Source organism: Desulfuromonas soudanensis, assembly GCF_001278055.1.
Lineage (GTDB): Bacteria > Desulfobacterota > Desulfuromonadia > Desulfuromonadales > WTL > Deferrimonas > Deferrimonas soudanensis.
Genome location: NZ_CP010802.1, coordinates 3,653,150 through 3,677,912 on the forward strand (window position 1 = coordinate 3,653,150; position 24,763 = coordinate 3,677,912).

Here is a 24,763-nt window from a genome sequence, read left to right on the forward strand (position 1 = left end):
GTCTCCATGAAATCCGACGTCATTCTTCTCGGTCACGGCAGCGGCGGCAAACTCAGCCACCAGCTCCTCGACGACCTCATCGTCCCGATCCTTTCCGGAATCGCTACGCGCGACCAGAACGACGCGGCCGTGCTGCACCATGACGGCGGCCGCCTCGCCTTCACCACCGACTCCTATGTCGTCGATCCGATCTTCTTTCCCGGCGGCAACATCGGCGACCTGGCGATCAACGGCACGGTCAACGACCTGGCCATGACCGGCGCCCGGCCGCTGGCCATCAGCGTCGGACTGATCCTCGAGGAGGGGCTCCCCCTGGCCGATCTGAAGGCGATTCTCGAGGCGATGAGAGCGGCCGCCGACCTGGCCGGAGTCGCCATCGTTACCGGCGACACCAAGGTCGTCCCCCGCGGCAAGGGGGATCGCATATTCATCAACACCTCGGGGATCGGGGTCTTCGACCACCCCCTGGAAATTCGCGGCAGCGGCGCCCGTCCCGGAGACAAGATCCTCATCAACGGCACCCTCGGCGACCACGGCATGGCGGTCCTGGCCTCCCGCGAAGGGCTCGCTCTCGAGTCGGACATCCGCAGCGACAGCGCCCCCCTCAATCACCTGGTGGCCGACATTCTCGCCGCAGCCGGCGGGGCGGTCCATGCCCTGCGCGACCCGACCCGCGGCGGCGTCGCCACCACCCTCAAGGAGATCGCCCTGCAGTCCGGCGTCGACATCACCCTGCAGGAGAGCGCCCTGCCGGTGGGGGAGGCGGTCGCCGGCGCCTGCGCCATTCTCGGCCTCGACCCGCTCTTCGTCGCCAACGAGGGGAAGCTGCTGGCGGTGGTCGCCCCAGAAGCCGCTGAAGAAATCCTGGCGCTGATGCGCCGCCGCCCCGAGGGACGGGAGGCGGCGATTATCGGCGAGGTCGGCGCCGTCTCCGCAGGAAAGGTCTACATGGCCACCGCCATCGGCGGCCGCCGTGCCATCGAGATGCTCGCCGGCGAGCAGCTGCCGCGCATCTGCTGACCCCTTCTCCCTTCTCCCTTCTCCTTTCCCTCCTGTGCGATACCACACTCCCCTACCGCCTCTGTGCCGCGGATATTTGCGCGTTGTCCCCTTCCTTCCGTCCCCGCTATCGACTACCTTGGGGTCCGTCAACGAACCCCTCCAAAGGGGGGTCAAAAGGAGGAAACCTGATGCAGCACAAGATAAAATCCTGGATGGGAGGGATCTTCGCCGCGGCCTTTTTGCTCATGGCCCTGGGACTGATCGCCCTGGCCGGCTACCAGTTCTATCACGGTCTGGCGCAGAGCAAGGAGATGATCTCGGTCTTCGTTCAGTCGATCAACACCGTCATCATCTCTCTGGCGATCTTCGAACTGGGGATCGGCATCAGCAAGGAATACATCGGCCGGGAGCATGAGCAAAACACCTACGCCCTGGTGCGGCGCACCATCGTCCGTTTCGTCGGCACGGTCTGCATCGCCCTGGTCCTCGAAGGGCTGATCATGATCATCAAGTACAGCCAGCTCGATCTCGCCGGCAACCTCTATTACCCGGTGGGGATTCTCTGCAGCGCCAGCGTCCTCCTCATCGGCATGGGACTCTTTCTCCACCTCTCCCGGCCCGATTGCGAGACCGTCCCGGCCGCCGTCCGGGAGGGGTCAAGGGAGCTCAATCCCCGAGGGCCCTCCGTCCCCCGTCTCAGCGGTCGCAGCGCCGGCAACGCCCGGCGCTCATAGAAAAAGCCGGGCGGATTTTCCGCCCGGCTTGAGATTTTCAGGGAGACGTCCCCTCCGCCGCTTCAGCTGAGGATCTTCTCCCGCAAAATGAGAATTTCGAAGGCGAGGGCGACCTTGGCCACCAGGGACGTCAGCTCGCCGAGGCGATCCGCCAGCATCTTTTCACCCCCCTCGACATAGATGACGTTGACCACGCGCCCCGAGATCATCAGGGGGATGAGGAGGACGGTCTCCGGCCGCCCGCCGCCGAGACCGGCAAGAATGCGCCGGTTCTGCGCCGTATCCGGGAGGGGGCCGAGATAGAGACTCTTCCCTTCGGCCACGGTCTTGAGAAACGAGGCGCGCTCGAGGGTGATATTGAAGGTATCGAAATTCTCCACGGGCTCCTCGCGGTTGAAGGCCTGCCAGCCGGTGGCCACACCGCCGCGGATGAGAAAGAGGGCCGCCCGATCGAATTCCCGCCCGAGAAACTGCAGGAGGGTTTGGGCGATCTCGTCACGGTTCTCGGCCCGGGCCAGCTTGAGAGGGATCTCGCCGATGGAATAACGCTCCAGACGCTCGACCCAGGCCCCCTCCTCGATCACTTCGAGCTCTTCGAGCTCCTCCATGGCAGCACGCTCCGCCGCCTCTTTCTTGAGCCGCTCCCGCTCCTGAACTTCCTGCTCGCGACGCCGGCGGTCCTCGCGGACCAGGCGCTCCTGCTCCGCCCGCTCCAGAAGCGAACGCTCCTCCCGCTCGCGCGCCGCCCGCTCCATCAGCTCGCGGCGCTGCTGCTCCTTGATCTTGCGCTGCGCCTCCCACTCGGCCAATTCGCGCTTTTCCCACTCCTCGAGTTCCCGACGCTGCCGTTCCTCGGCTTCGAGGCGATCCCGTTCCTCCTGCTCCTGGCGCTCCCGTTCCTCGGCCTGGCGGCGCTCCGCCTCTTCGGCCTCCCGCCGTTGCCGCTCTTCGGTCCGCCGACGCTCCTCTTCCTCGAGTTCGAGGCGCTGCCGCTCCTCGGCCTCGGCACGCTCCTGCTCCTCCGCCTCCCGGCGCTGCCGCTCCTTCTCCTGGTCCCGCACGGCCACCTTGTCGATGACCTGCTGAAACCGGGGGCTGATCTCCATCTGGTAGTACTGCCCCAGGGCCTGGATCAGGCGCAGTTCCGGGGCGACCAGCGGCTTGATGACGTAGCCGGTAATGAAGGCGATATCGTCGATGGCCCGCAGGTCGGTGGGGTCGGCCATGACCAGGCTGAGCTTCTTTTTTTCGAGTTTCAGGGGGATGACCTTGTACTTCAGGGTCAGCTCCCGGGAGAGAAGCCCAATGACCTCGTCGGGAATGTGCAGGAGGTCGTCGGCACGGACGTAAGGGACGGCCAGCTTCTTACTCAGAAGCCGCGCCAGTTCCCCGTCGTCCAGATATCCCATCTCGACCAGGCTGGTGCCGATCTTGCCGCCGTAGATGACCAGGTTCCGCAGCGCCTCGTCGAACTGCTCCGGAGTGATCAGGTTCACCTCGAGGAGCATGTCCCTTAATGTAATCGCCATTTTCCCTCCGCAAAGCGTCCGCACCAATAACCCTGCCCATTAGCAGCATCGCAATTTATAACAAATTAATGGATCAAAGGGAATGCCTGTCTTCGGCCCTCCCCTTTTCCCCCACCCCCCGAGTGCGCCGGCGGACCAAGGGGGAGGTGACCATTGCCCGCAGGTATGTTATATTCTCCTGCCCTGTCCCGAGTCCGGCAGGTCCGGACCGGTTGCCACGCCCCGAGGGTGCGGCAGACCGACGCCAATTAAAACTGCGATCCAGGGGGAAAAGCACCGATGGCCGACGTCCCTTTACTCAAAAGGCTCAAAAACCTCTCACCGGCCCAGGCGCTGGTCTTCTATTACGGAGCGACCATTCTCCTCGGGGCGCTGCTGCTGGCCACCCCCTGGGCGGCCAACGACTCCCCTCTCTCCTTTCTCGACGCCCTCTTTACGGCCACCTCGGCCCAGTGCGTCACCGGCCTGATCGTGGTCGACACCGGGACCAGGCTCACCCTCTTCGGCCAAAGCGTCGTCCTGGTGCTGATTCAAATCGGCGGGCTGGGGATCATGACCTTTTCAGTCTATCTCTTTATTTACCTGCGGGTCGGAATGAGCAGCCGCGGCCGCTGGATCATCAACGAAACCCTGATGCACAGTCCGGTCAGCTCCTGGCAGGAACTGATCAAGGGGATTTTCGTCATGACCCTGGTCATCGAAGGGGGAGGAGCGCTCCTCCTCGCCCTTGCCTTTGTCCCCGTCCTCGGTTTCTGGCCCGGACTCTACAGTGCTCTCTTCCATTCGATTTCCGCCTTCTGCAACGCCGGCTTTTCCCTCTTTCCCGACAGCATGGTCGCCTTTCGCGATAACGGGCTGGTCAATCTGACCCTTATGGGGCTGATCGTCCTCGGCGGGATCGGCTTTCTCGTCATCCGCGAACTGCTGCAGGTCGCACGGAACCGTTCGAAGAAACGCTCCCAGCGACCGAAACTTTCCCTCCATACCAAGATCGTTCTGGTGACGAGCTCCTTTCTCATTCTTTACGGCGCGGTGGTGATCGGCTGGCTCGAAGGCGGCAACGCCCTGGCCGGGATGCCGCTCATGGAGGGTTTCTGGACCGCGCTCTTTCAATCGGTGTCGGCCCGCACCGCCGGCTTCAACACCATCGATCTCAATACTTTCCGCGCCCCGACCCTCTTTCTGATCATCTTCCTCATGTTCATCGGCGCCTCCCCGGGGTCGGCAGGGGGCGGCGTCAAGACCACCAGCATGGCGCTCTTTTTCGCCATCTTCTATAACCGTCTCAAGGGGAGCCCCCATACCAGTCTCTTTCGGCGGACGATTCCCGAAGAATTGATCAGCAAAGCGCTGGCGCTGGTGCTCCTGGCCATCATCCTCATCGGTATCGCCCTCTTTGCGCTGATGATCGGCCAGAATCTCGACCTCGCCCATGAATCCGCCAGGGAATTTTTAAACTACACCTTCGAGGCATTTTCCGCCTTCGGTACGGTCGGACTGTCCATCGGCGCCACCGCCAAACTCACCGGCGCCGGCAAAACGATCATCATTGTCCTGATGTTCGTCGGCAGGGTCGGTCTCCTCACCATGGCTTTTGCCATTGCCGGGCGGACTCGGCGCTTCGCCACCCGCTATGCCGAAGAAAACATCATGATTGGATAGGGACGGGAGAACGTTACGATGAAAAAAAAGTTTTGCGTCATCGGCCTGGGGAATTTTGGTTTTCATGTCGTTTCGACTCTCTACGAGCAGGGACACGAAGTGACGGCCATCGATACCGACAAGGAGAAGGTTCAGTCCGTCAAGGACATCTGTTCCTATGCCATTCTCGGCGATGCAGCCAGCAAGGAGTTCCTCTCCGCCCAGGGCGTCAATGAAATGGATGCGGTGGTCGTCTCCACCGGCGAGCGCACCCACCTGTCGACCCTGATCACCCTCTATCTGAAGGAACTGAAGGTTCGGCGCATTCTGGTCAAGGCGATCGGCGAAGATCACGGCCGAATTCTCGAAAAAGTCGGGGCTTCCGATGTGATCTACCCGGAAAAGGACATGGCCATACGGATCGCCCACAGCCTCTCCACGCCGAATATCCTCGAATTCATCCCCCTGGCCGAGGAGTACTCCATCTCCGAATCGGCGCCGCCGAAGCACTTCATCGGCAAGACCCTGATCGATCTCGACCTGCGCCGCAAGTTCAAAATCACGGTAATTGCCATCAAGGATGTCTTGAGCGATCAGTTCATCCCCGCCCCTCCGCCGACCCATATGATCAAGGACAGCGACGTTTTAATCGTCATCGGCAAGACCGAGGATGTGGGAAAGGCCTTGAATAAATAAGGACTGGAGAAACCGCGGATTGACAACGCCTGGGTATTTGGCTATATTGCCAAATACCCAAAGAGAGAGCTATGGATCTGAACAGAAAAAACCATCTCGACGCCCGCGCCCGGGTCCTCAAGGCCATGGCGCACCCGACCCGCCTCTTCATCATCGAAGAGCTGGAAAAAGAGGAGCGCTGCGTTTGCGACCTCACGGCGATGATCGGCGCCGACGTCTCCACCGTCTCCAAGCATCTGTCTGTGCTCAGGCAGGCCGGGATCGTCGTCGATGACAAGCGCGGCAACCAGGTCTTCTACCGTCTGCAGGTCCCCTGCATCCTCAACTTTTTCGGCTGCATCGAATCGGTTCTCGAGTCGCAGGCCCGGGCCCACGCCGGCTTCCTGGCTGTGGGAGGGGACCGCTAGCCGGTCCTCCCCTTTTTTTTAACAATCTATTTGGCCGTATCGCCAAACGACCAAACCCCATCGAGGCACAGGTCATGAATTTTTCCCGGGAATGGAAGCCGCTCACCACCATCATTGCGGTTTTTCTCGCCTGTTATTATCTGCCCGTGGAATGGCTGCAGGAGTCGCAGCGGCTGGAAAACGCCCTGTGGGAATCGCTCCACCTCGTCCGATGGTATGCCCAGGAACATGTCCTCCTCTGCCTGGTTCCGGCTTTTTTCATCGCCGGAGCCGTCGGAGTCTTCGTCAGTCAGGCCGCGGTCATGAAGTATCTCGGGCCCAAAGCAAACAAGGGTGTGGCTTACGGGGTGGCTTCGGTTTCGGGATCGATCCTGGCCGTCTGCTCCTGCACCATCTTGCCCCTCTTTGCCGGGATCTACCGCATGGGAGCCGGACTGGGACCCGCCTGCGCCTTTCTCTATTCGGGACCGGCCATCAACATCCTCGCCATCGTCCTCACCGGTGCCGTTCTCGGTCCCGAGATGGGGATCGCCCGGGCCGTGGGGGCGGTCGTTTTCGCCGTTGTCATCGGCCTTCTCATGCACCTCTTTTTCCGCAAGGAAGAGTCGGCCAAGGTCGCGGCGGCAGCGGCGATGCCGGAGCCGGAGGTGGCGCGCCCCCTCTGGCAGAACGGTCTTTATTTTGCCAGCATGGTCGGCATCCTGGTCTTTGCCAACTGGGGGAAACCGGCCGAGCCGGTCGGAGTGTGGCAGGCCATTTACGCCGCCAAGTGGTCCATCACCGCACTCTTTGCCCTGGCTCTGGCGGTGATTCTCGTCGCCTGGTTCAAGGTCGGCAAGTACCGGATGCTCCTGACCGCCCTCCCCGTCGCCGGGCTCGCCCTCTTCCTGCCGGACTATCCCCTTCTCCCCTTCATCGCCGGCACCATCGGCCTGTCGCTTCTGACTTCAACGGCCGATACCGAAGACGGCGAACTGCGGGAATGGTTTGCGACTTCCTGGGATTTTGCCAAGAAAATCCTCCCCCTCCTCCTTTTGGGGGTCCTGATCGCCGGGGCGCTCCTCGGTCGCCCCGACCACGAGGGGCTCCTCCCCTCCGGCTGGATCGCCGGGCTGGTCGGCGGCAATTCGCTCTCGGCCAACCTCTTCGCTTCGGTGGTCGGGGCGTTCATGTACTTCGCAACCCTCACCGAGGTGCCGATTCTCCAGGGACTGATCGGCGCCGGCATGGGGAAGGGTCCGGCCCTGGCCCTCCTCCTCTCGGGGCCGGCGCTGAGCCTCCCCAACATGCTGGTGATCCGCAGCGTCATGGGGACCAAAAAGACCGTCGTTTTCGTCGGTCTGGTGATCGTCATGGCGACGATTTCCGGGATGATTTTCGGCGCCCTCTTTTAACCCGCAGGGGCGACGCAGGCGTCGCCCTGGACAAGGCATGCCCTGCCCCTCCAAAACGACAAGGGAGAAAAAACCATGAAAAAAATCCAGATTCTCGGCACCGGCTGCCCGAAATGCAATCAGCTGGCCGCCAACGCCAAAGATGCCGCGACAGCCCTCGGAATCGACTATGAGCTGGAGAAGGTCACCAGCATCAATGAGATGCTGACCTTCGGGGTGATGACGACTCCCGGCCTGGCCATCGACGGCAGGGTCGTCTCCCAGGGGAAGGTGCTCACGGCAGCTCAGATCGACGAATTTTTGCGCTAACAGACGAAAGGAACCCCTTATGCCGACGGCCAAACACTGGATTTTTCCCCTGGTTCTGACCCTGGCCCTGATCCTTCCCTCGCTCAGCCGGGCCGAGTCGGCCGCCTCAACAACGCCGGCCGCCTCTGTCGCTGCCGGAAGACTGCCGAAAATGGTCGATGTCGGCGCCGACAAATGCATCCCCTGCAAGATGATGGCGCCGATTCTCGAGGAGTTGAAGACGGAGTATGCCGGAAAGTTCGAGGTCGAATTCGTCGATGCCTGGAAATTTCGCGAGAAAGCCGCCCGGTACGGCGTGCAGATGATCCCGACGCAGATTTTCTATGACGCCAGCGGCAAGGAACTCTTCCGTCATTCGGGGTTCATCGGCAAGGAGGAGATCCTGGCCAGGTGGCGGGAGCTTGGTTACGACTTCAGGGATTGATACCTGGAAAAAGATTTTAACGGGGAGGCGCAGAGAATCCCTTGAGATCGCGGAGGAAAACCCTTTTCACCAAAACTCCAAAACTCTGCGGTCTCTGCGTTGAGACGTTGGTCAGACATTCCAAATCCGGGAGTTATGTGTGGAATCGCTCTTTATTACGTTGAACCATGCCGTATCCGGCACCCCGCTGGTCGCCCTCTCCGCCGCCGTCGCCTGGGGCGTTTTGAGCGTGGTCCTCTCCCCCTGCCATCTGGCCAGCATCCCGCTCATCGTCGGGTTCATCGACGGCCAGGGGCGGATGAGCACGCGCCGCGCCTTCGTCATCTCCAACCTCTTCGCCTTCGGCATCCTTTTAACCATCGCCCTGATCGGTGCCGTCACCGCCGCGGCAGGAAGGATGATGGGCGACCTCGGACCCGGGGCCAACTGGTTCGTGGCGGCGATCTTTATTCTCGTGGGCTTGCACCTCCTCGACATCATCCCCATCCCCTGGTCGGCCCCCGGCAGGATCGGCATGGCCCGCAAGGGGATGCTCGCCGCCTTCCTCCTCGGCCTGATCTTCGGCGTCGCTCTCGGTCCCTGCACCTTCGCCTACATGGCGCCGATGCTCGCTGTCGCCTTCAACCAGGCGGCCGACAACACGGTTTATGCGACCGCCCTGCTTCTGGCCTACGGCCTCGGGCACTGTGCGGTAATCGTTCTGGCCGGCACCTTTACCGAAGTCATCCAGCGCTATCTCGACTGGAATGAAAAATCCAAAGGCGCCATCATCCTGAAAAAAATCTGCGGCCTGCTGGTGATCGCCGGCGGGATCTGGCTGATCTACAGCGCGCCGATCTGAAGAAACCCCTCAACGAACTCCTTGCCGAGCAGCCGAAGGGCAGAATCGTCGCCTGTGTCTCCCCGCACATGGACCGGGCGGTCATCGCCATGGGCTACCTTTCCCCCCGGGGATTCGCGGCCCGCTATCTCACCGATGCCCTCCTCGTGCTGATGGAAAATCTGCGCGGCGAGGACGCCCGGTATCTCCTCAAGGAATGTCTCCCGTCCCTGTCAAAATAACGCCACCAGCGTCGTTTTTTGACAGGGCGCCCCAGAAAATCTCCGACAATCCACAAAAATATGCATATCTGGTTTCAAGAATTATCCAGTCGCCCCGTCTTCTTTTGTTATTGAAGACAAGACGTTGCAATGAGCCGTGGACAGACGTTTCTTGAAAAAGGTATTGGTATGCTAAGTGCAATATATCACATAAAATTTTCCTGAACCCCACAGACGTTCAACAATAAAACACTGTTAGTTTTTACGTCGCAAAAAACAACTCTATCCAACAAAGGAGAACAAACAGTCATGAAACGATTCGGTCTGCAGTTGTCGGCATTTATCATGGTCATGATCTTTACTGTTTGCGGTGCGATGGCCGGGAACGTGGATCTCTGGGGTTCAACGACCTGTCAAAAGCGTTTCCTCGAACCAGGGGCTAAACCGTTGAAGGACGCGACCGGTGTCGACATCAAGGTCTTCGGCGTGGGTACGGGAAAAGGGATGCTGGCGCTTCTGGACGGAAAAACGAATGTGGCCATGACGTCCAATGACCTTGAAGGGACGATCAAGTCGGCCCAGGGTGTTCTCAAAAAAGAAGGCAAGCCTGAAGCCAGAATTCCGGCGAATTTGCAGTTTCATGAAATCACGACCGACATCATCGTCCCCATTGTCAACAAGGACAACCCGGTGGAAAGCCTGACCTGGACCCAACTGGCCGATCTCAACACGGGAAAGATCACCAACTGGAAGGATGTCGGCGGCCCCGACCTGCCGGTACAGGTCGTGACGAGCCATGCCGGAAGTTCGACCAAGGCTGTTTTCCAGGAACTCGTCATGAAAAAAGCAGCCTATTCGGCCGGCGCCATTGAGGTCAACAGCACGCGCCTTGAGATTAATGAAGTATCCAAAGCCCCCGGCGGTGTCGGTGCCGTCAGTGCCGGCTTCTTTAACATGAATCCCGGCAGAACCAAGACCGTAAAAACCGAGACCGTTTCCCGGCCCCTGGCGCTGATCACCATCGGCAACCCGGCCCCGGATGTGCAGAAAATTATCGATTTTTTCCGTTCGGCCGAAGGCAGGAAATACATTCTCGACTAACCGGTGACTTTACGGCCCCACGGGCCCATCCATCGTCGGTCTCATGCTTTTGATGAACGGATATCCCCATGATTAATAATCTACAAAACAAGCTCCTCCTGGCTTTTGGCAGTGTCGCCCTTGTTTGTGCGGTCATCGGGGTTGTCGGCTGGCTGGGAGCCGCCCGGATCGAGACCAAGCTGGTGGCGACGGGGCGGGGCGATGTCCCAGGGCTTCAGGCCGTCCTGGGGCTGGATGAAACGGCCAGCCGGATTACCGCCGCGCAACAAGCCCTGCTCAACCCGGCGCTGCCATTATCGGTGCGAAGTCTTCGCCATGCAGAGATTCGGGAAAGCTTTGCAAAGGCCGATTCCCTCATCGGTATCTATCAGGGAATAGCAAAGAGCACCGAAGAAGAGGTGCTCTGGAAAGACGTACAGGCGGCCTGGAACCAATGGCGTGAGAAGGTCGACGGCTTTTTGGTCGTCAGTTCCAGGGTCAACGATTTGCGCTTGCAAAATCCGCAAAAGCTGGCGCTCGAACTGGAGCGCAATTTCGGCGCCTATCGGGCCTGGGGGGCGGCAAGCGGCAAAGCCGTCCTAGAACGGGCGCCCTTCGACGGCAATCTGGTCATGGAAGATTCGCCGTTCTGGCAGTGGCTCGAACACCTTGAAACGGAGAACGAAGCGGCCCAGGAGGCCAGGGGGTATTTGCAACAGCAGCTGCGGGAGGCCTACCTCTCCGTAAGCAGTATCGCCGAATTTCTCACCCAGGGAGATTACAGTCTGGCCCGTGACCTTTATCTGTACGAGGTGGTCGCCAGCTTCGACACGATTCAATTTTATGTCGATGATCTCAACCACCTGGTGAACGCCTCCCTGGCGCTTTACGAGGAGATGGACCAGATCGAGAAAACCGAGGCGGCCGTCGTCCGGCAGCAGATGACCGATGCGCTCAACCGTACGGTCAAGGCCGTGACCGCCAAGGTCGAGGCCGGTGTGGAAGAGGGTCAGGGTGTCGCCGAAACGGTGAAAAGCGTTCTCGCCATGTCCCTGCTCCTCGGCGTCGGCCTCGCCGTCGCTCTCGGTGTGATTATCGCCCGGGGGATTTCCCGACCGGTGCAGGCCGGTGTCCATCTGGCGAGGGCAATTGCCGGAGGGGATTTTTCCCAGCGCATAAACCTGAGCAGGAATGACGAGATCGGTCAGCTTTCTCAATCCCTGGATGCGATGGCGGCGCGACTCGAGGCTTCGGCCAAGGTCGCCGAAGAGATTGCCGAAGGCAACCTCGAAGTCGTCGTCACGCCGGCCTCATCCCATGACCAGCTGGGCAACGCCCTTCTCAACATGGTCACCAAACTTCGGGAAGTGATCGGTCACGTCAAATCGACAACCAGGAACGTCACTTCCGGGACGGAGGCGTTGAGTGCTTCCTCCGAGCAGATGTCTCAAGGGGCATCCGAGCAGGCCGCGGCCGCGGAGGAAGCCTCGAGCAGCATCGAGCAGATGACGGCGAACATCCGGCAGAACGCCGAAAACGCCTTCCAGACGGAAAAAATTGCCATACAAGTGGCCAGCGATGCCGATGAGGGGGGGAAGGCCGTGGGGCAAACCGTTGTCGCCATGAAGCAGGTTGCCGAAAAAATCCTCATTATCGAGGAAATTGCCCGGCAGACCAACCTGCTGGCACTCAACGCCGCCATCGAAGCGGCTCGTGCCGGCGAACACGGCAAAGGCTTTGCGGTCGTTGCCGCCGAAGTACGCAAGCTGGCCGAACGGAGCCAGATTGCGGCGGGAGAGATCAATCAACTCTCCAGCAGCAGTGTCGAGGTGGCGGAAAAAGCGGGAGAACTGCTGAGCGTCATTGTTCCGAATATCCGCAAGACGGCAGACCTGGTTCAGGAGATCAGCGCCGCCAGCAAAGAACAGGATGCCGGCGCCGCACAGATCAATCTCAGCATTCAGCAACTGGACAATGTCATTCAGCAGAATGCAACGGCTTCCGAAGAAATGGCTGCGACGGCGGAGGAGCTTTCCGCCCAGGCGAATCAGCTCGAGGAGATGATCGCCTTTTTCACTCTGTCCAAAGAGCCCCTGAAGATTTCTCAGGCCGGTTTCAAGCTTCAACCGCCCTCTCCTGCTCTTCATCGCGACAAGCTCAGAATCGAGCGTTTCTGAAACGAGGCCGGCCCGTTGTTTCAAGGCCCTCCTTTGTGAAGACCCTCTCTCTTTAAAACAAAGGGGCCATGCCGACTTTTCCCGTCGACATGGCCCCTTTGTTTTTCTCCTCCCGACTCTCCCCGGATCTTCGTCAGAAAAAGCTGCTGGCCAGATAGGCCGTGTAGCCGGCATAGCCGACCAGCAGGGCCGCACCTTCGAAGCGGTTGATGCGGCCGGGACCCCGGAACCCGTAGCCGAAAACGAAGAGCGAAACGGTGAGTACGGCCATGACCAGGATGTCCCGGGAAAAAACCTCTGGCCCCACCGCCATCGGATGGATGACCCCGGCGATCCCGACGACGGCCAGGGTGTTGAAAAGGTTGGAACCGAGAATATTGCCGAGGGCGATGTCGTGCTCCCCTTTGCGGGTGGCGATGACGGAGGAGGCCAGCTCGGGGAGGGAGGTGCCGATGGCGACGATGGTCAGGCCGATAATCAGGTCACTGACGCCGAAGTTCCGGGCGATCTCCACCGCTCCCCACACCAGGATGCGGGAACTGGCAATCAGCAGGACGAGACCGACGACCAGCCAGACTATTGCCCGAGGCAGCGGCATGGCGTGAACGTCCAGCTCCTGCGCCATCTCGCTCCCTAAAGTATCGGCTTTTTTCTGCATCCCCTGCCAGATGGTCCAGGTCATCAGGGCGGCAAAGACCCCGAGCAGGACCAGGGCCTCGGGGCGGGTGATCTCCCCGTCCCATATCTGCCAGGCGGCCAGGGCCGTGATGGCGGTGAGGATGGGGAGCTCCTTGCGCAGCACCTGCGAATGAACGGCGATGGGGCTGATCAGCGCCGTCACCCCGAGGATGAGGGCGATGTTGGTGATGTTGGAGCCGTAGGCGTTCCCCAGGGCGAGGCCGGGGTTCCCCTGGGTGGCCGCCAGGGCGGAAACCACCATTTCCGGGGCGGAGGTGCCGAAGCCGACGATCACCATGCCGATCAAAAGCGGCGGCATGCCGAAGTGGCGGGCGGTTGCGGCCGAGCCCTCGACAAAGCGGCCGGCGCTCCACACCAGAAGCGAAAGGCCGAAGGCGATCGCCAGAAAAGCCATGGTCATAAGGGGTCCTGATCCTCTTCAGTTATTGAATTCGGTTTTTTTCAGAAACTTTTTTAACACAGAAAAAGGGCGCTCGGGGAAACTCTCTGCAATGGCGGATTTTTTCCCGATGGAAAAAGGCGTTCGGTTGAGGATCAGAACCGGGGCCGGTCGACGAAGTAGCGCCTCTGGAACCAGAAGGCGACATGGACCAGGCCGATCATGACCGGCACCTCCACCAGCGGACCGATCACGGCGGCAAAGGCCGCCCCCGAATTGATGCCGAAAACGCCGATGGCCACGGCGATGGCCAGTTCGAAGTTGTTGCTGGCGGCGGTGAAGGCCAGGGTGGTGGTCTTGCTGTAGTCGGCCCCGACCTTTTTCCCCATGTAGAAGGACACCAGAAACATCACCACGAAATAGACCAGCAGCGGGATGGCGATGCGCACCACGTCCAGGGGGATCTGGACGATGAGATCCCCCTTGAGACTGAACATGACGAAGATGGTGAAAAGGAGGGCGATCAGGGTGAGGGGACTGATCTTCGGGACCACCACGGCGTGATAGCGCTCACGTCCCAGGAGCTTGACGCCGACGAGGCGGGTCAACGCCCCGGCGAGAAAGGGGATGCCGAGATAGATGAAGACGCTTTCGGAGATTTCGCCGATGGTGATGTCGACCACCGCCCCTTCCAGACCGAAGAGAGGGGGGAGGATGGTGATGAAGAACCAGGCGTAGACGCTGAAAAAGAGGACCTGGAAGACGCTGTTGAAGGCGACCAGGCCGGCGGCGTATTCGCTGTTCCCTTCGGCCAGCTCGTTCCAGACGATGACCATGGCGATGCAGCGCGCCAGGCCGATCAGGATCAGTCCGACCATGTATTCGGGATAGCCGCTGAGAAAAACGATGGCGAGGATGAACATGAGGATCGGGCCGATGACCCAGTTCTGCACCAGGGAGAGTCCGAGTATTCGCTTGTTGACGAAGACGTCCCCCATCTCTTCGTAACGAACTTTGGCGAAGGGGGGGTACATCATCAGGATCAGACCGGCGGCGATGGGGATATTGGTGGTGCCGACGGTAAAAAGATTGACGAAATCTTTGACCCCCGGGATGAGCCAGCCGGCGCCGACCCCCGCCGCCATGGCGGTGAAGATCCACAAAGTCAGGTGGCGGTCGAGAAACGAGAGCTTCCTGGAAATTTCTGAGGACATGGTGACTTTCCTTGCCAGGGCAGGCCGGAGCCTGCCGTCATTATTTCGAAAAACTACCAGAAGCCTGCGATCAGGCCAGTTCCCTGTCAAAAAATTCCCGCATTTGCCGCCTGATCTCATCCCTCACCCGGGCGTAGACGGCCATCACCTCGGCTTCGGTTCCGGTAAATCTGGGCGGATCTTCAAAGCCCATGTGAATCCGTTGCACCCCGCCGAAAAAGAGGGGACAGGTCTCGTTGGCGTCGCCGCACAGGGTGATGACGTAATCGAAACGTTCCCCCTGGTACTTGCTGAGGTGATCCGAGCTGTGGCCGCTGATGTCGATGCCGATTTCGGCCATCACCGCCACCGCCTTCGGATTGAGTCCGTGGGGCGCAGTGCCGGCGGAGAAGGCCTCGAGGCGACCGGCGAAGTCGTGGTTGACCAGACCCTCGGCCATCTGGCTGCGGCAGGAGTTGCCGGTACAGAGGAAGAGAACTTTTTTCATCACCATAAATACCTTTCCCGCTGGAATTATCCGCAGGGCGGATCGGAGGAGGGAAAAACCGTCATCGGCAGCCGGCTCGGTTCTGAGAGGGGCCGAGGCGGAGGAGAGCGTCCCGGTCCTGGCGCCCCTGGGGGAGGTCATCGAGCCTTTCTCCGAGGAGGGCCAGCAGGTCGCGCCCCAGGGGGGTGGTCTCAGGAGCCAGGCGATAGAACATCCAGACCCCCTGGCGGCGATCCTCGACCAGGCCGCCGTTGCGCAGGTAGGCGAGATGGCGGGAGACGGTCGACTGGGGAAGGTCGAGAACGGCCATGAGGTCGCAGACGCAGAGCTCCCCCCCTTTTAGCAGGGCGAGAATGCGCAAACGGGTTTCATCGGAAAGAGCCTTGAAGAGGCGAGCGGTGGTTTTCATGGCCAAAATATATCCGCATAGGCGGATAGTGTCAATCCCCCTTTTCGTGCCGGCGACTAGTACCCTGTAACCCATAGGATTTCGAGTGATTGCGTAGGGCTTTGACGTGTCAGCAAGGCGCGATTTCTGTTGCCTAGCCGTAGCTAAACAGCTGAAATCGGAACGTAGCTGACGCGGCAAAGAACAAGCAAGATGCGAAAGATTATGGGTTACAGGGTACTAGTGACCGAGTGACACTTTCCCCCTGATCCGGCCGTCTTTTGACGTCTGCTGCCGCCCTTGTCCCGGCGACGATCATCCTGGGCCATCCGCCGACACCCCCCACCTTCCCCGCATCCTTCATGCCGCCGGCGATCAAAGGGGCGCGTCGGTGGCTTTCTCGACCGAATAACCAATGACATTTCAAGTTGTTGCAAATGGCACTTATTTTGCTTTAATTTCCGGTAATCTATTTTTACCGACTTGACCCGCCTCGGCCCTTTCTGAAAAATTTCTGCTGGGAACGTTTCATCGCTGGGCAAACGCGAAGAGCGGTAAAAAAGGCCGTAATCGATATCGGGAAGGAACAGCACTGGTCCGGGTTGAACATCCATGGAGGAGGAATCAAGGCATGAAGCTGTCACGGAGAAATTTCATCAAGGCATCCGCCGCCACCGGCGGCGTGATCCTCGCCGGATGTGCGGCGAGCAAACCGGCCATGAACGCCATGGCCGAAGCCAAGGCGCAGCCTTCAAGCCCCGGTACCGGAGATTGGATTCCCACCACCTGTCAGGGTTGTACCGCCTGGTGCCCGGTCGAGGTCTATGTCCAGAACGGCCGCGCAACGAAGGTGCGGGGGAACCAGCTCAGCAAGGCGAACAACGGATACTGCTGTCCCCGCGGGCATCTGATTATTCATCAGTTGTACGATCCCGACCGGATCAAGGTGCCGATGAAGCGAACCAACCCGCAAAAAGGGCGGGGGGTGGATCCAAAATTCGTGCCGATCAGCTGGGACGAAGCCCTGGACATCGTCGCCGATAAAATGATGGAACTACGAAACAACAACGAACCGCACAAATTCATGTACATGCGCGGCCGCTACTCGGCAACGGCCACCGAACTCCTCTACGGGACCGTTCCCAAACTCTTCGGGACTCCCCATGCCTATTCTCACAGCGCCCTGTGTGCGGAAGCCGAAAAAATGGGGCCCGGATATACCCAGGGGTTTTTCGGTTATCGCGATTACGATCTGGAAAAGACCAGGTGTCTGGTGATCTGGGGCTGCGATCCCCTCTCCTCCAATCGCCAGGTGCCCAACGCCATCCACAAGTTCGGAAAAATCCTCGATCAGGGGACGGTGATCGCAGTCGACCCGCGTCTCTCCGCCTCGGCATCCAAGGCGCATGAATGGCTCCCGCTCAAACCCGGCAGCGACGGTGCCCTGGCGAGTTCCATCGCCCATCTGCTCCTCGCCGAAGGACTCTGGAACAAGGAGTTCGTCGGCGACTTCAAGGGTGGCAAGAATCTGTTTGTCCCCGGCCAAACGGTGGATGAAGAGAGTTTTGCCGAGAAGGAAACCTACGGGGTGGTCAAATGGTGGAATATCGAGCTCAAAGACAAGACCCCGGCCTGGGGGGAGAAGGAAACCCTGATCCCTGCCGAGCAGATTGCGCGTGTGGCCCGGGTCATGGGGAAGGCGGCTCCGGCCACCGCCGTCTGGATGGGCCCCGGCGCCGCCATGCACCCGCGGGGGACGTACTCGGCGATGGCGGTCCATGCCCTGAACGGGCTGGTCGGTTCGATCGATGCGGAAGGGGGGGTCCTCCAGGAGCTGAAGCCGCCGCTCGGCGACTTCGCCAAGATCGATCCCTACAAGGACGAAACCGCCACCCACTTCGGCCACGAAAAAAAACTCGACGGCCGGGGGGGCATCGATATGCCGGCGATGATGAAGGCCAAGGCCGGCAGCGGGGTCGTCACCAACAATGTCGCCAACGGCATGCTCAAGGATCCCGAGGCGGTCAAGGTCTTCCTCAGTTCCTGGAGCAACTTCAACTTTTCCGCCACCGGCGCCCACCGCTGGGATGAGGCGATGGCCAGGGTGCCGTTCTTTGTCCACATGGTCACCAACCCGGCCGAAATGACCCAGTTCGCCGATATCGTTCTGCCGGCGACCTACAATGCCGCCGAAGGTCTTTCGGTCATTTCCAACAAGGCCAACATGCACGCCCATGCCTCGATCCAGCAACCGGTCGTCAAACGCCTCTGGGATGTCAAACAGGAGGAAACAGAGGTCGTCTGGCTCCTGGCTGAGAAGCTCAAGGCCCGGGGTTTCTCCAAAATTCACGATTATTACGCCGGGGAATTCAAGGATCCGGAAACCGGCAAAGCCCCGACAAATGCCGATGAATTTGCCGAAATCGTCGCCAGGATCAGCAGCGCCCCGATGTGGATGCCGAAGGAACCGCTCAAGGGGGACAGAATCGACGGTTGGGAGGAGTTCAAAAAGAAGGGGATCTACAACACGGAAAAATACCCCTACAAAAAGAACTGGGGCAAGTTCAAGACCGAAACGAAGAAATTCGAGTTCTATAGCGAGACCCTGAAAAAAACCTTCAGCGAATTCGCCGAAAAGAAAAAAACCGGAATCGACGCAATTCTTGAGGCCTCAGGCTATACGGCGCGGGGAGAGTTGGCCTTTGTTCCCCACTACGAACCACCCAAACGTCACGGCAGCCTCAGCGAATACCCCTTTGATTTCATCGATTACAAGTCCCGTCTCAATCGCGAAGGACGGTCGCAGAACACCACGGGCTACCAGGAATTCAAGAAGGTCGACTCCGGAGACACCTCCTGGGACGATGTGCTGAAGATGAATCCTGTGGACGGAAAAAAACTCGGGCTCAAAACCGGGGACAGGGTCAAAATCTCTTCGACGACAGGGTCCATCACCACCACCCTGAAGCTCTGGGAAGGCGTCCGCCCCGGCACCGTCGCCAAATGCTTCGGCCAGGGGCACTGGGCCTATGGCCAGGTGGCGGCCAAGGATTACGCCAAGGCGCAACCTCGCGGCGGCAACAACAACGAACTGCTGGTCGACGATTATGATCGCTTGAGTGGTGCGACGGCGCGCAACGGCGGCTTTACCGGCGTACGCGTCGAGAAGATTTAACGACCTATGGCCAGGATCAAGGAGACGACCATGTCAAAAAAATATGGAATGGCAATTGATTTGCACCAGTGCGTCGGCTGCGGAGCCTGCGCCCTGGCCTGCAAAAATGAAAACAATACCGGCGTTCGCGCCAACGGCCAAAGCTTCAACTGGGCCGATTTCACCATGAAAACCGAAGGGATTTTCCCCAGAACCAAATACACCCAGATGCCGGTGCTTTGCAACCACTGCACCGAGGCCCCCTGTGTCAGTGTCTGTCCCGTGACCCCCAAGGCCATGTTCAAGGCCGACGACAACACCACCCTGCACAACCAGGGCCGCTGCATCGGCTGCCGAAAGTGCCAGGACGCCTGCCCCTACAGCGAAGTTGCCCTTGACGAAACGAGCAACCACGGCGAAACGTACAGCGTGATCAGCTTCAATCCCCACGGAGTTCCGACCCAGGGGGAGTGGCGCCGAACCGGGGAACTGATCCCGGGGTGCACCGCCTCTCCGGCCGAAGTGGTGAAGAAAGCCGGCGCCATCCCCCCCGACGCCAACCTCTACACCTCCGGCGACTACCAGCCGGTTCGCGCGTCCGGCGTGGTGGAAAAATGCATCCTCTGCCACCATCGCACCACGGCCGGCCTGCAGCCGGCCTGCGTCGAGGCCTGCCCGGCCAGCGCCCGGATCTTCGGTGACCAGAACGATCCCCAGAGCAAAATCGCCCTGACGCTGAAAAAGCACAAGGCGACCCGCCTCAAAGAGACGGAAGGGACCGAACCGAACGTCTTTTATGTCCGCAGCTACAACGATCCGACCCTGTAATCGGAGACCAGGGGTCCAATCCCGGGGGCGGGCGCAGGTCCCGCCCCCTTTTCTTTTGCCGCAGAGACTCGTTATGAAACAAAATACATTGTCCGCCAATCAGGCTCGGGCCGTCATTTACCGCCTCCTCGGAGCCTGTTACTATCAGCCGGAAGCCGCGTTTTCCGAAGAGGATGTCTTCGGTCAGTTGCAGGAAGCCCTGGCCGTCCTGGATGACTCGCTGGCCGAACAGGCCGCTCGTCTGGGGAAGGCCTTTGCCGCCGAATCCCTGGACGAGCTCCTTCTCGACTACAGCCGGCTGTTTCTCGGGCCCTTCGATATTCTGGCGAAACCCTATGGATCGATCTATCTTGAAGGCGAAAAGGTGGTGATGGGGGATTCGACCATGGACGCCCTGGCCTGCTACCGGCAGGAAGACTTCGTTCTCTCCGACGACTTCCGGGAAGTCCCCGACCACATCGCCGCGGAGCTGGAATTTCTCTATCTGCTGACATTTCGCGAAAATGAGGCCCTGGCCTCCGGGGAAAACAAGCGCCGCGCTGCGCTCGCCGCCCTCAAGACGACCTTTCTGCAAAACCACCTCGGCCGGTGGGTCCCGCCCTTTGCCGCCGCTCTCCTTCAGGGAGCCGCAACGGATTTTTACCGCCTGTTGGCTGAGCTGACCGAAGGCTTTATCCGAAAGCAGTCGCCCCGACTCGCCCAGGGCTAATCATGTTCGGCTCGTCAACCTTCAAAATCCTGACTCCGGATCATCCCGTCGCCCTGACGCCGGCGCGTTGCCTGCGCTTCCGCTTGAATACCAGCGCCTGCCGCCTCTGTATCGATACCTGCCCCCATCAGGCGTGGTCCCTGAGCGCCACTGGACTGGAGTTCAACCAGGCAAAATGCCGGGGATGCCTGCTGTGCCAGGGCGCCTGTCCGACCGGGGCCTGTGAAGGCGCTCCCCTCGGTGTCGAGAAGAATCTGACCGAACTGAGCCGGCAGCCGCAGCCTGTTCTCGGCTGCGACAACAACCCCGCCCCGGCCCACGAGCGTCTCCCCTGTCTGGGCCTCCTTGCCCACCCCGAAGTCCTCCTGGCCGTGGCAGCCGCTCTCCCCCAGGGGGTGCAGCTCAACCGGAGCCGATGCGGTCAATGCCGCAATTCCGCCGTGCTGCCGCGCCTTGAACTGGCCCTCTCCAGGGTCAGAGCCCTGATCCCTTTTCCCGGGCTACTGGCGATCCGCCCGGTGCAGGAGGCCGATGACCTCCGTTACCAGGCGCCGGGAATCTCCCGCCGGGAATTTTTTTCCCTGGTCCGCAGCGGCTCCTCGAACTCGGCGGTGCGGGCGCTCGGCCGCTTGACCCCCGCTCCTCCGGCCCCACCCTATCGAAACAAGAAAATTCCCCGGTTCAGGGCTTTACTGCTCCGGTTTTGGCCGCAAATCCCCGAAGACATGCGTCCCCGGGTCGCAGCGACCTGCTTTCCCCGGGTCGAAACGGCCCCGATCTGTACCGGATGTACCGGCTGCGTCGGCATCTGCCCCACCGGCGCCCTCGCCTCTTCGGCCCTGGCCGGCGCGCCGCCGGCGGTCCAACCCGGAGACTGCACCGCCTGTGGCCTGTGCGCCGCCTTTTGCCGGCAACAGGCGATAACCGTCACCCCCGGCGATGCGTCCTTTGCCGCAGGATAAGGCGGCGCTTCACAATGAAAAAAGGGACTCAGGCTGCCATAGCCTGAGTCCCTAATTTTTTTGGTGGAGCTGAGGAGGATCGAACTCCTGACCTACGCATTGCGAACGCGTAAAATTACATAGTCATTACATTTCATATCTGTTCATAAGATTCACCATGCCCTCAAAATAACATTGATTTTTAGTATGTTAAGCGATATAGATTTCACCATGCCTTTTCAGCGCATTTCATCTATAACCAATCATAAAAGTACAACTAAAATACAACTTTTTTGCGGGGTGAAAATTCACTATGAAAAAAAAGAAATTTGACGACCTCACTGTCAGGAAAAGCCTAAAGCCTTCAGATTCTGTTTACATGTGTATGGCAGAGAATGAACCTGGATTCGGCATTCGAGTTTATCCTTCGGGGCGTAAGGCCTTTTTCTATCAATACAAGCTTGATGGATACCGACGATTTATGACTTTAGGAGATTATCCAGCGACTAGCCTTAAAACAGCAAGAGATTTTTATCAAACAGAAAGTTCGAAGGTTAAAGCACTGAGGCGTGGGAGCAAGGACGGATTAGATCCTGTCCTTGAAAATAAGAACGAACGTCAGCGGCGTATGACGGAACATGCTGACCATAGAAATGCGTTATCCGTTGCTGATCTTGTAAAAGAATTTATGGAAAAACACTCTATGGTTAAAAAGAAATCGTGGAAAGAAGACAAGCGCGTTCTTGAAAAGGACGTAATTCCGCTATGGGGCACAACCAAAGCTAAAGATATAACTAAGAAAGATGTTAATGAATTATGCGATACTATTATTAATCGTGGCGCTCTAATTATGGCAAATAATGCATTTGCGAAAATTAGTAAGATGTTCAATTTTGCCGTAGAACGAGGCATCATTGAACATTCTCCGTGTTACGGGCTTTCATTACCATCAAAAAAAGTCCATAAAGACCGTGTATTGGCTGAAAATGAGATAAGGAATCTTTGGGAAAACCTAGATACAAGCGGGATGAGCAATGAGGTCAAGCGAGCATTGAAACTCATGCTTGTAACAGCCCAGAGGCCGGGTGAAGTGCTAGGCATGCATGTAAACGAAATTGACGGTCATTGGTGGACCATTCCCAAGGAACGCGCAAAGAACGGAAAGGCTCATCGAGTATATTTGACAGCAATGGCTCTCTTGCTCATTGGTGATACAAACGGTAAAGGCCACATCTTTATTTCAGAACATTCTGTTAAACCTATAGAAAGTAATGCTGCTGCTTGCGCCGTTAGGCGTAATCTCGAATGGCCGATTAGAGACAATAAGGGAAATCTTCTCTATGGTGAGGACGGCAAATTATTGACTGAGAACAGACTGTCAATTAATAAGTTTACTCCTCATGATTTAAGAAGAACAGCCGCGACAGGACTGTCTAGGTTGCGTTTTTCAAACGACATTATTGATGCTGTGCTTAATCATGCTGCGAAGGGTGTTATTTCAATCTACAATCGCAACAATTATGACGATGAAAAACAAGAATCTCTTAACGCGTGGTCAAATAAGCTGACAAACATTATTTGTGGCGAGGGGGTTGGAAATGAAAACCGATGATCTGGAACAAGAATCCTCTCGTTTAGTCAATATCAGTCAAGAGCAAAGAGATACATTGGCTGAAAAAATTATGTATAAAAAATCTTTATCTGCTGAGGACAGACAGGAGATATTTTTTATCCTTACTGGCGATTGGAATCCAAAGTCTTTTTTCCGAAAAACTAGAGGCCCCAAATTTAAGGGGTCCAACTTAAGAGCTCTTGCTGAGGATGTCGAAAAACTAGAAGAAACAGGTATAAAATTTCCCAATAAAACTTTACAGTCTGAGCTTGGTGAAAAACATCATCTACAAGGAACCAATGAGGTGTCTCTTGCTACGTTCACTAACAATCTCAAGAGCGGTCAGAAGTCTTTACGGGAGCTCAGATTGTTCCTAGAAATCGTAGAAATACGTAAAGACAGAAAAAACTTGAAGTAAATAATTCGACGCAAATTACTTGAATAGCGCGGACAAAAACCCTGTGTCACAATGCTTCAAGCATGTGCATGGGGTTTTTATTTTCAGCGTGAAAAAACAAAAAAGGGGAAAACATGGAAAGGATTGGACCAATGAGAACAGACAGACTTGTCAGACGGAAAGAACTTATTGAAATTGTTGGATATTCAGCATCTAGTATTTGGCGAAGAATTAAGGATGGAAGTTTCCCGAACTCTGTACGTCTCGGTCCGTCCGCAGTTGCTTGGAGATTGTCGGAAGTGGAAGAGTGGATGCGTTCACGTCAGTCAGTGAAATAACTCAGTGGAGGGCAGATGATTGGAAAGTCAGTATGGGTATTTATGATTCAAAGGATACAATCGATAAAATAGAATTTCTCACCTATCTCGACTTTAATGTGTTGAAGAAATTATTGCCAATCGAAAAAATGAAAACTGAATGTATACAAATTTTATTATTACCAGCGGGGGGAAAAGCCCGATTGTGGGGATATAAATCAAAAATAATTATTACAGTGCCGACCAAAAAATGCTTTGAATTATTAACGTTGTCGGGATTGGAGAAAGAAGATTATGTAATTTCATATATTGAGGCTGCAATGGATGTTTACAAAGAGAGCAAACATGAAGCAATGTTTGAGAGTTATAAATTACAGAATCTAATAAGAAAAAAATATACACCGAAAAATATAATTCTTGATTATAGAGGTTCAGACAATTCGACAAAATTTGCAACAGAACATGGTAAATTTTCAGAACAAACAGGATATTATGGAAGCAATAGTTTAATATTTGTTGTTTATGCAAGAATTTCTAAAATAAATGCTCAACCTTGCATCCACTCAGAATTTAAAATACGTGGAGGTAAAAATATAAAAAAAAGGCTTGGAATTGAGACTTTCAATGATTGTTATTTTCTCGACATCAAACAAGAATATAACAATCTAATGGCCTTATATATTGTTTTTGAAGAAATCGACACTCAGAAGCTTGGAAAATGGATTTTAGGTTGGGGCAGAAAGAAGAATTTCACAAGACGACAAAATATTAGCATTGATATTGCTGCAATAACAATGATGAACTCTGCGAAGGTTGAAGGCATCAGAACCGCAGCTCAACTTGCGGGGTGGTTCAAAAATGAAAAAAAAGAATTAATTCCCAAGTCGGGGCGAAGTCTAATTGGGATAAAAAAATAATGTTAGTGCAATCGAATTGCAGATTTAGCGTTGAGGTAACCCTATAACAATATACTACTCTTTTTGTTGTCTCACCTACATCACTGTTTTTACTGACAAATAATCAATCGATTATCTTTCAGGCTTATGGCATTTTAAACAGCCACAAGAATAATTTCATAAATGTTTCGGATTTTGTCTTATTCAAGTTCATATCAGAGAGTTAAAGCGTTACATCCGACAAGGCATATACTCTTTATTTTTTAGTTAAATAGGGCTTTTATATTTCTTTTGTTTTCAGCAATTCC

Annotated in this window: 25 protein-coding genes; 20 read left to right on the forward strand and 5 right to left on the reverse strand. The window is 57.2% G+C overall.

What is annotated here, in order from left to right; genetic code table 11:
* The first annotated feature begins 6 nt into the window (after positions 1–6).
* Positions 7–1,020, forward strand: coding sequence for a hydrogenase expression/formation protein HypE (gene hypE / locus DSOUD_RS16255; RefSeq protein ID WP_053551997.1), 1,014 nt, complete (start codon positions 7–9; stop codon positions 1,018–1,020).
* Between the two features lie 170 nt (positions 1,021–1,190).
* Complete coding sequence (locus DSOUD_RS16260) at positions 1,191–1,736, forward strand: hypothetical protein (RefSeq protein WP_198300328.1); 546 nt, start codon at positions 1,191–1,193, stop codon at positions 1,734–1,736.
* A gap of 62 nt (positions 1,737–1,798) precedes the next feature.
* Here DSOUD_RS16260 and DSOUD_RS19020 read toward each other — a convergent pair whose 3' ends face one another.
* Positions 1,799–3,265: a GspE/PulE/PilB domain-containing protein gene (locus DSOUD_RS19020; protein WP_082351335.1), complete on the reverse strand. Its 1,467-nt coding sequence runs from the start codon at positions 3,263–3,265 to the stop codon at positions 1,799–1,801.
* 279 nt (positions 3,266–3,544) lie between these two features.
* On the opposite strand from DSOUD_RS19020, the gene DSOUD_RS16270 reads away from it, so the two are divergent.
* The 10 genes from DSOUD_RS16270 to DSOUD_RS16310 all read left to right on the forward strand — a co-directional run bounded on the left by DSOUD_RS16270 (position 3,545) and on the right by DSOUD_RS16310 (position 12,434).
* Positions 3,545–4,927 (forward strand): TrkH family potassium uptake protein, encoded by a 1,383-nt coding sequence (locus DSOUD_RS16270; protein WP_053551999.1) that lies wholly within the window; start codon positions 3,545–3,547, stop codon positions 4,925–4,927.
* An 18-nt stretch (positions 4,928–4,945) separates the two neighbouring features.
* On the forward strand, positions 4,946–5,602 hold the full coding sequence (locus DSOUD_RS16275) for a potassium channel family protein (protein WP_053552000.1): 657 nt from the start codon (positions 4,946–4,948) through the stop codon (positions 5,600–5,602).
* A 71-nt stretch (positions 5,603–5,673) separates the two neighbouring features.
* The gene (locus DSOUD_RS16280) at positions 5,674–6,009 is read left to right on the forward strand and encodes an ArsR/SmtB family transcription factor (RefSeq protein ID WP_053552001.1); all 336 of its coding nucleotides are present in this window, start codon (positions 5,674–5,676) and stop codon (positions 6,007–6,009) included.
* A 74-nt stretch (positions 6,010–6,083) separates the two neighbouring features.
* The gene (locus tag DSOUD_RS16285; RefSeq protein WP_053552002.1) at positions 6,084–7,403 is read left to right on the forward strand and encodes a permease; all 1,320 of its coding nucleotides are present in this window, start codon (positions 6,084–6,086) and stop codon (positions 7,401–7,403) included.
* 75 nt (positions 7,404–7,478) lie between these two features.
* Entirely contained in the window at positions 7,479–7,712 is a 234-nt protein-coding gene (locus DSOUD_RS16290) for a thioredoxin family protein (protein ID WP_053552003.1), read from the forward strand.
* Between the two features lie 19 nt (positions 7,713–7,731).
* A complete protein-coding gene (locus tag DSOUD_RS16295) occupies positions 7,732–8,136 on the forward strand; it encodes a thioredoxin family protein (protein WP_053552004.1) in 405 nt (134 codons plus the stop codon).
* Positions 8,137–8,275: 139 nt separating this feature from the next.
* Positions 8,276–8,977, forward strand: coding sequence for a cytochrome c biogenesis CcdA family protein (locus DSOUD_RS16300; RefSeq protein WP_053552005.1), 702 nt, complete (start codon positions 8,276–8,278; stop codon positions 8,975–8,977).
* A 68-nt stretch (positions 8,978–9,045) separates the two neighbouring features.
* The gene (locus tag DSOUD_RS18595) at positions 9,046–9,198 is read left to right on the forward strand and encodes a hypothetical protein (RefSeq protein WP_157671899.1); all 153 of its coding nucleotides are present in this window, start codon (positions 9,046–9,048) and stop codon (positions 9,196–9,198) included.
* A gap of 288 nt (positions 9,199–9,486) precedes the next feature.
* Entirely contained in the window at positions 9,487–10,278 is a 792-nt protein-coding gene (locus DSOUD_RS16305; protein WP_053552006.1) for a substrate-binding domain-containing protein, read from the forward strand.
* A 68-nt stretch (positions 10,279–10,346) separates the two neighbouring features.
* Positions 10,347–12,434, forward strand: a complete 2,088-nt coding sequence (locus DSOUD_RS16310) for a HAMP domain-containing methyl-accepting chemotaxis protein (RefSeq protein WP_053552007.1) — start codon at positions 10,347–10,349, stop codon at positions 12,432–12,434.
* A 133-nt stretch (positions 12,435–12,567) separates the two neighbouring features.
* Here DSOUD_RS16310 and DSOUD_RS16315 read toward each other — a convergent pair whose 3' ends face one another.
* The 4 genes from DSOUD_RS16315 to DSOUD_RS19025 form a co-directional block, all read right to left on the reverse strand.
* Entirely contained in the window at positions 12,568–13,533 is a 966-nt protein-coding gene (locus DSOUD_RS16315; protein WP_053552008.1) for a calcium/sodium antiporter, read from the reverse strand.
* Between the two features lie 134 nt (positions 13,534–13,667).
* Positions 13,668–14,726 carry an ACR3 family arsenite efflux transporter gene (gene arsB, locus DSOUD_RS16320; protein ID WP_053552009.1) on the reverse strand — a complete coding sequence of 353 codons (1,059 nt, stop codon included), beginning with the start codon at positions 14,724–14,726 and terminating at the stop codon, positions 13,668–13,670.
* Between the two features lie 70 nt (positions 14,727–14,796).
* Positions 14,797–15,219: an arsenate reductase ArsC gene (locus tag DSOUD_RS16325; RefSeq protein WP_053552010.1), complete on the reverse strand. Its 423-nt coding sequence runs from the start codon at positions 15,217–15,219 to the stop codon at positions 14,797–14,799.
* A 55-nt stretch (positions 15,220–15,274) separates the two neighbouring features.
* Positions 15,275–15,622 carry an ArsR/SmtB family transcription factor gene (locus tag DSOUD_RS19025; protein WP_053552431.1) on the reverse strand — a complete coding sequence of 116 codons (348 nt, stop codon included), beginning with the start codon at positions 15,620–15,622 and terminating at the stop codon, positions 15,275–15,277.
* A gap of 610 nt (positions 15,623–16,232) precedes the next feature.
* On the opposite strand from DSOUD_RS19025, the gene DSOUD_RS16335 reads away from it, so the two are divergent.
* From DSOUD_RS16335 to DSOUD_RS18600, 8 genes are all read left to right on the forward strand, one after another.
* On the forward strand, positions 16,233–18,776 hold the full coding sequence (locus DSOUD_RS16335; protein WP_053552011.1) for a molybdopterin-dependent oxidoreductase: 2,544 nt from the start codon (positions 16,233–16,235) through the stop codon (positions 18,774–18,776).
* Positions 18,777–18,806: 30 nt separating this feature from the next.
* A complete protein-coding gene (locus tag DSOUD_RS16340) occupies positions 18,807–19,583 on the forward strand; it encodes a 4Fe-4S dicluster domain-containing protein (RefSeq protein WP_053552012.1) in 777 nt (258 codons plus the stop codon).
* Between the two features lie 73 nt (positions 19,584–19,656).
* Positions 19,657–20,292, forward strand: a complete 636-nt coding sequence (locus DSOUD_RS16345; protein ID WP_053552013.1) for a TorD/DmsD family molecular chaperone — start codon at positions 19,657–19,659, stop codon at positions 20,290–20,292.
* A gap of 2 nt (positions 20,293–20,294) precedes the next feature.
* Positions 20,295–21,254, forward strand: coding sequence for a 4Fe-4S dicluster domain-containing protein (locus tag DSOUD_RS16350; protein WP_053552014.1), 960 nt, complete (start codon positions 20,295–20,297; stop codon positions 21,252–21,254).
* Positions 21,255–21,546: 292 nt separating this feature from the next.
* Positions 21,547–22,845, forward strand: a complete 1,299-nt coding sequence (locus tag DSOUD_RS18060) for a tyrosine-type recombinase/integrase (protein WP_082351338.1) — start codon at positions 21,547–21,549, stop codon at positions 22,843–22,845.
* Entirely contained in the window at positions 22,832–23,263 is a 432-nt protein-coding gene (locus DSOUD_RS16360; protein ID WP_053552015.1) for a hypothetical protein, read from the forward strand. The genes DSOUD_RS18060 and DSOUD_RS16360 overlap by 14 nt, the downstream gene beginning before the upstream one ends.
* A gap of 131 nt (positions 23,264–23,394) precedes the next feature.
* Positions 23,395–23,580 (forward strand): helix-turn-helix transcriptional regulator, encoded by a 186-nt coding sequence (locus tag DSOUD_RS19215; RefSeq protein ID WP_423739502.1) that lies wholly within the window; start codon positions 23,395–23,397, stop codon positions 23,578–23,580.
* A gap of 32 nt (positions 23,581–23,612) precedes the next feature.
* Positions 23,613–24,476: a hypothetical protein gene (locus DSOUD_RS18600; RefSeq protein ID WP_157671900.1), complete on the forward strand. Its 864-nt coding sequence runs from the start codon at positions 23,613–23,615 to the stop codon at positions 24,474–24,476.
* The last annotated feature ends 287 nt before the right edge of the window (positions 24,477–24,763 follow it).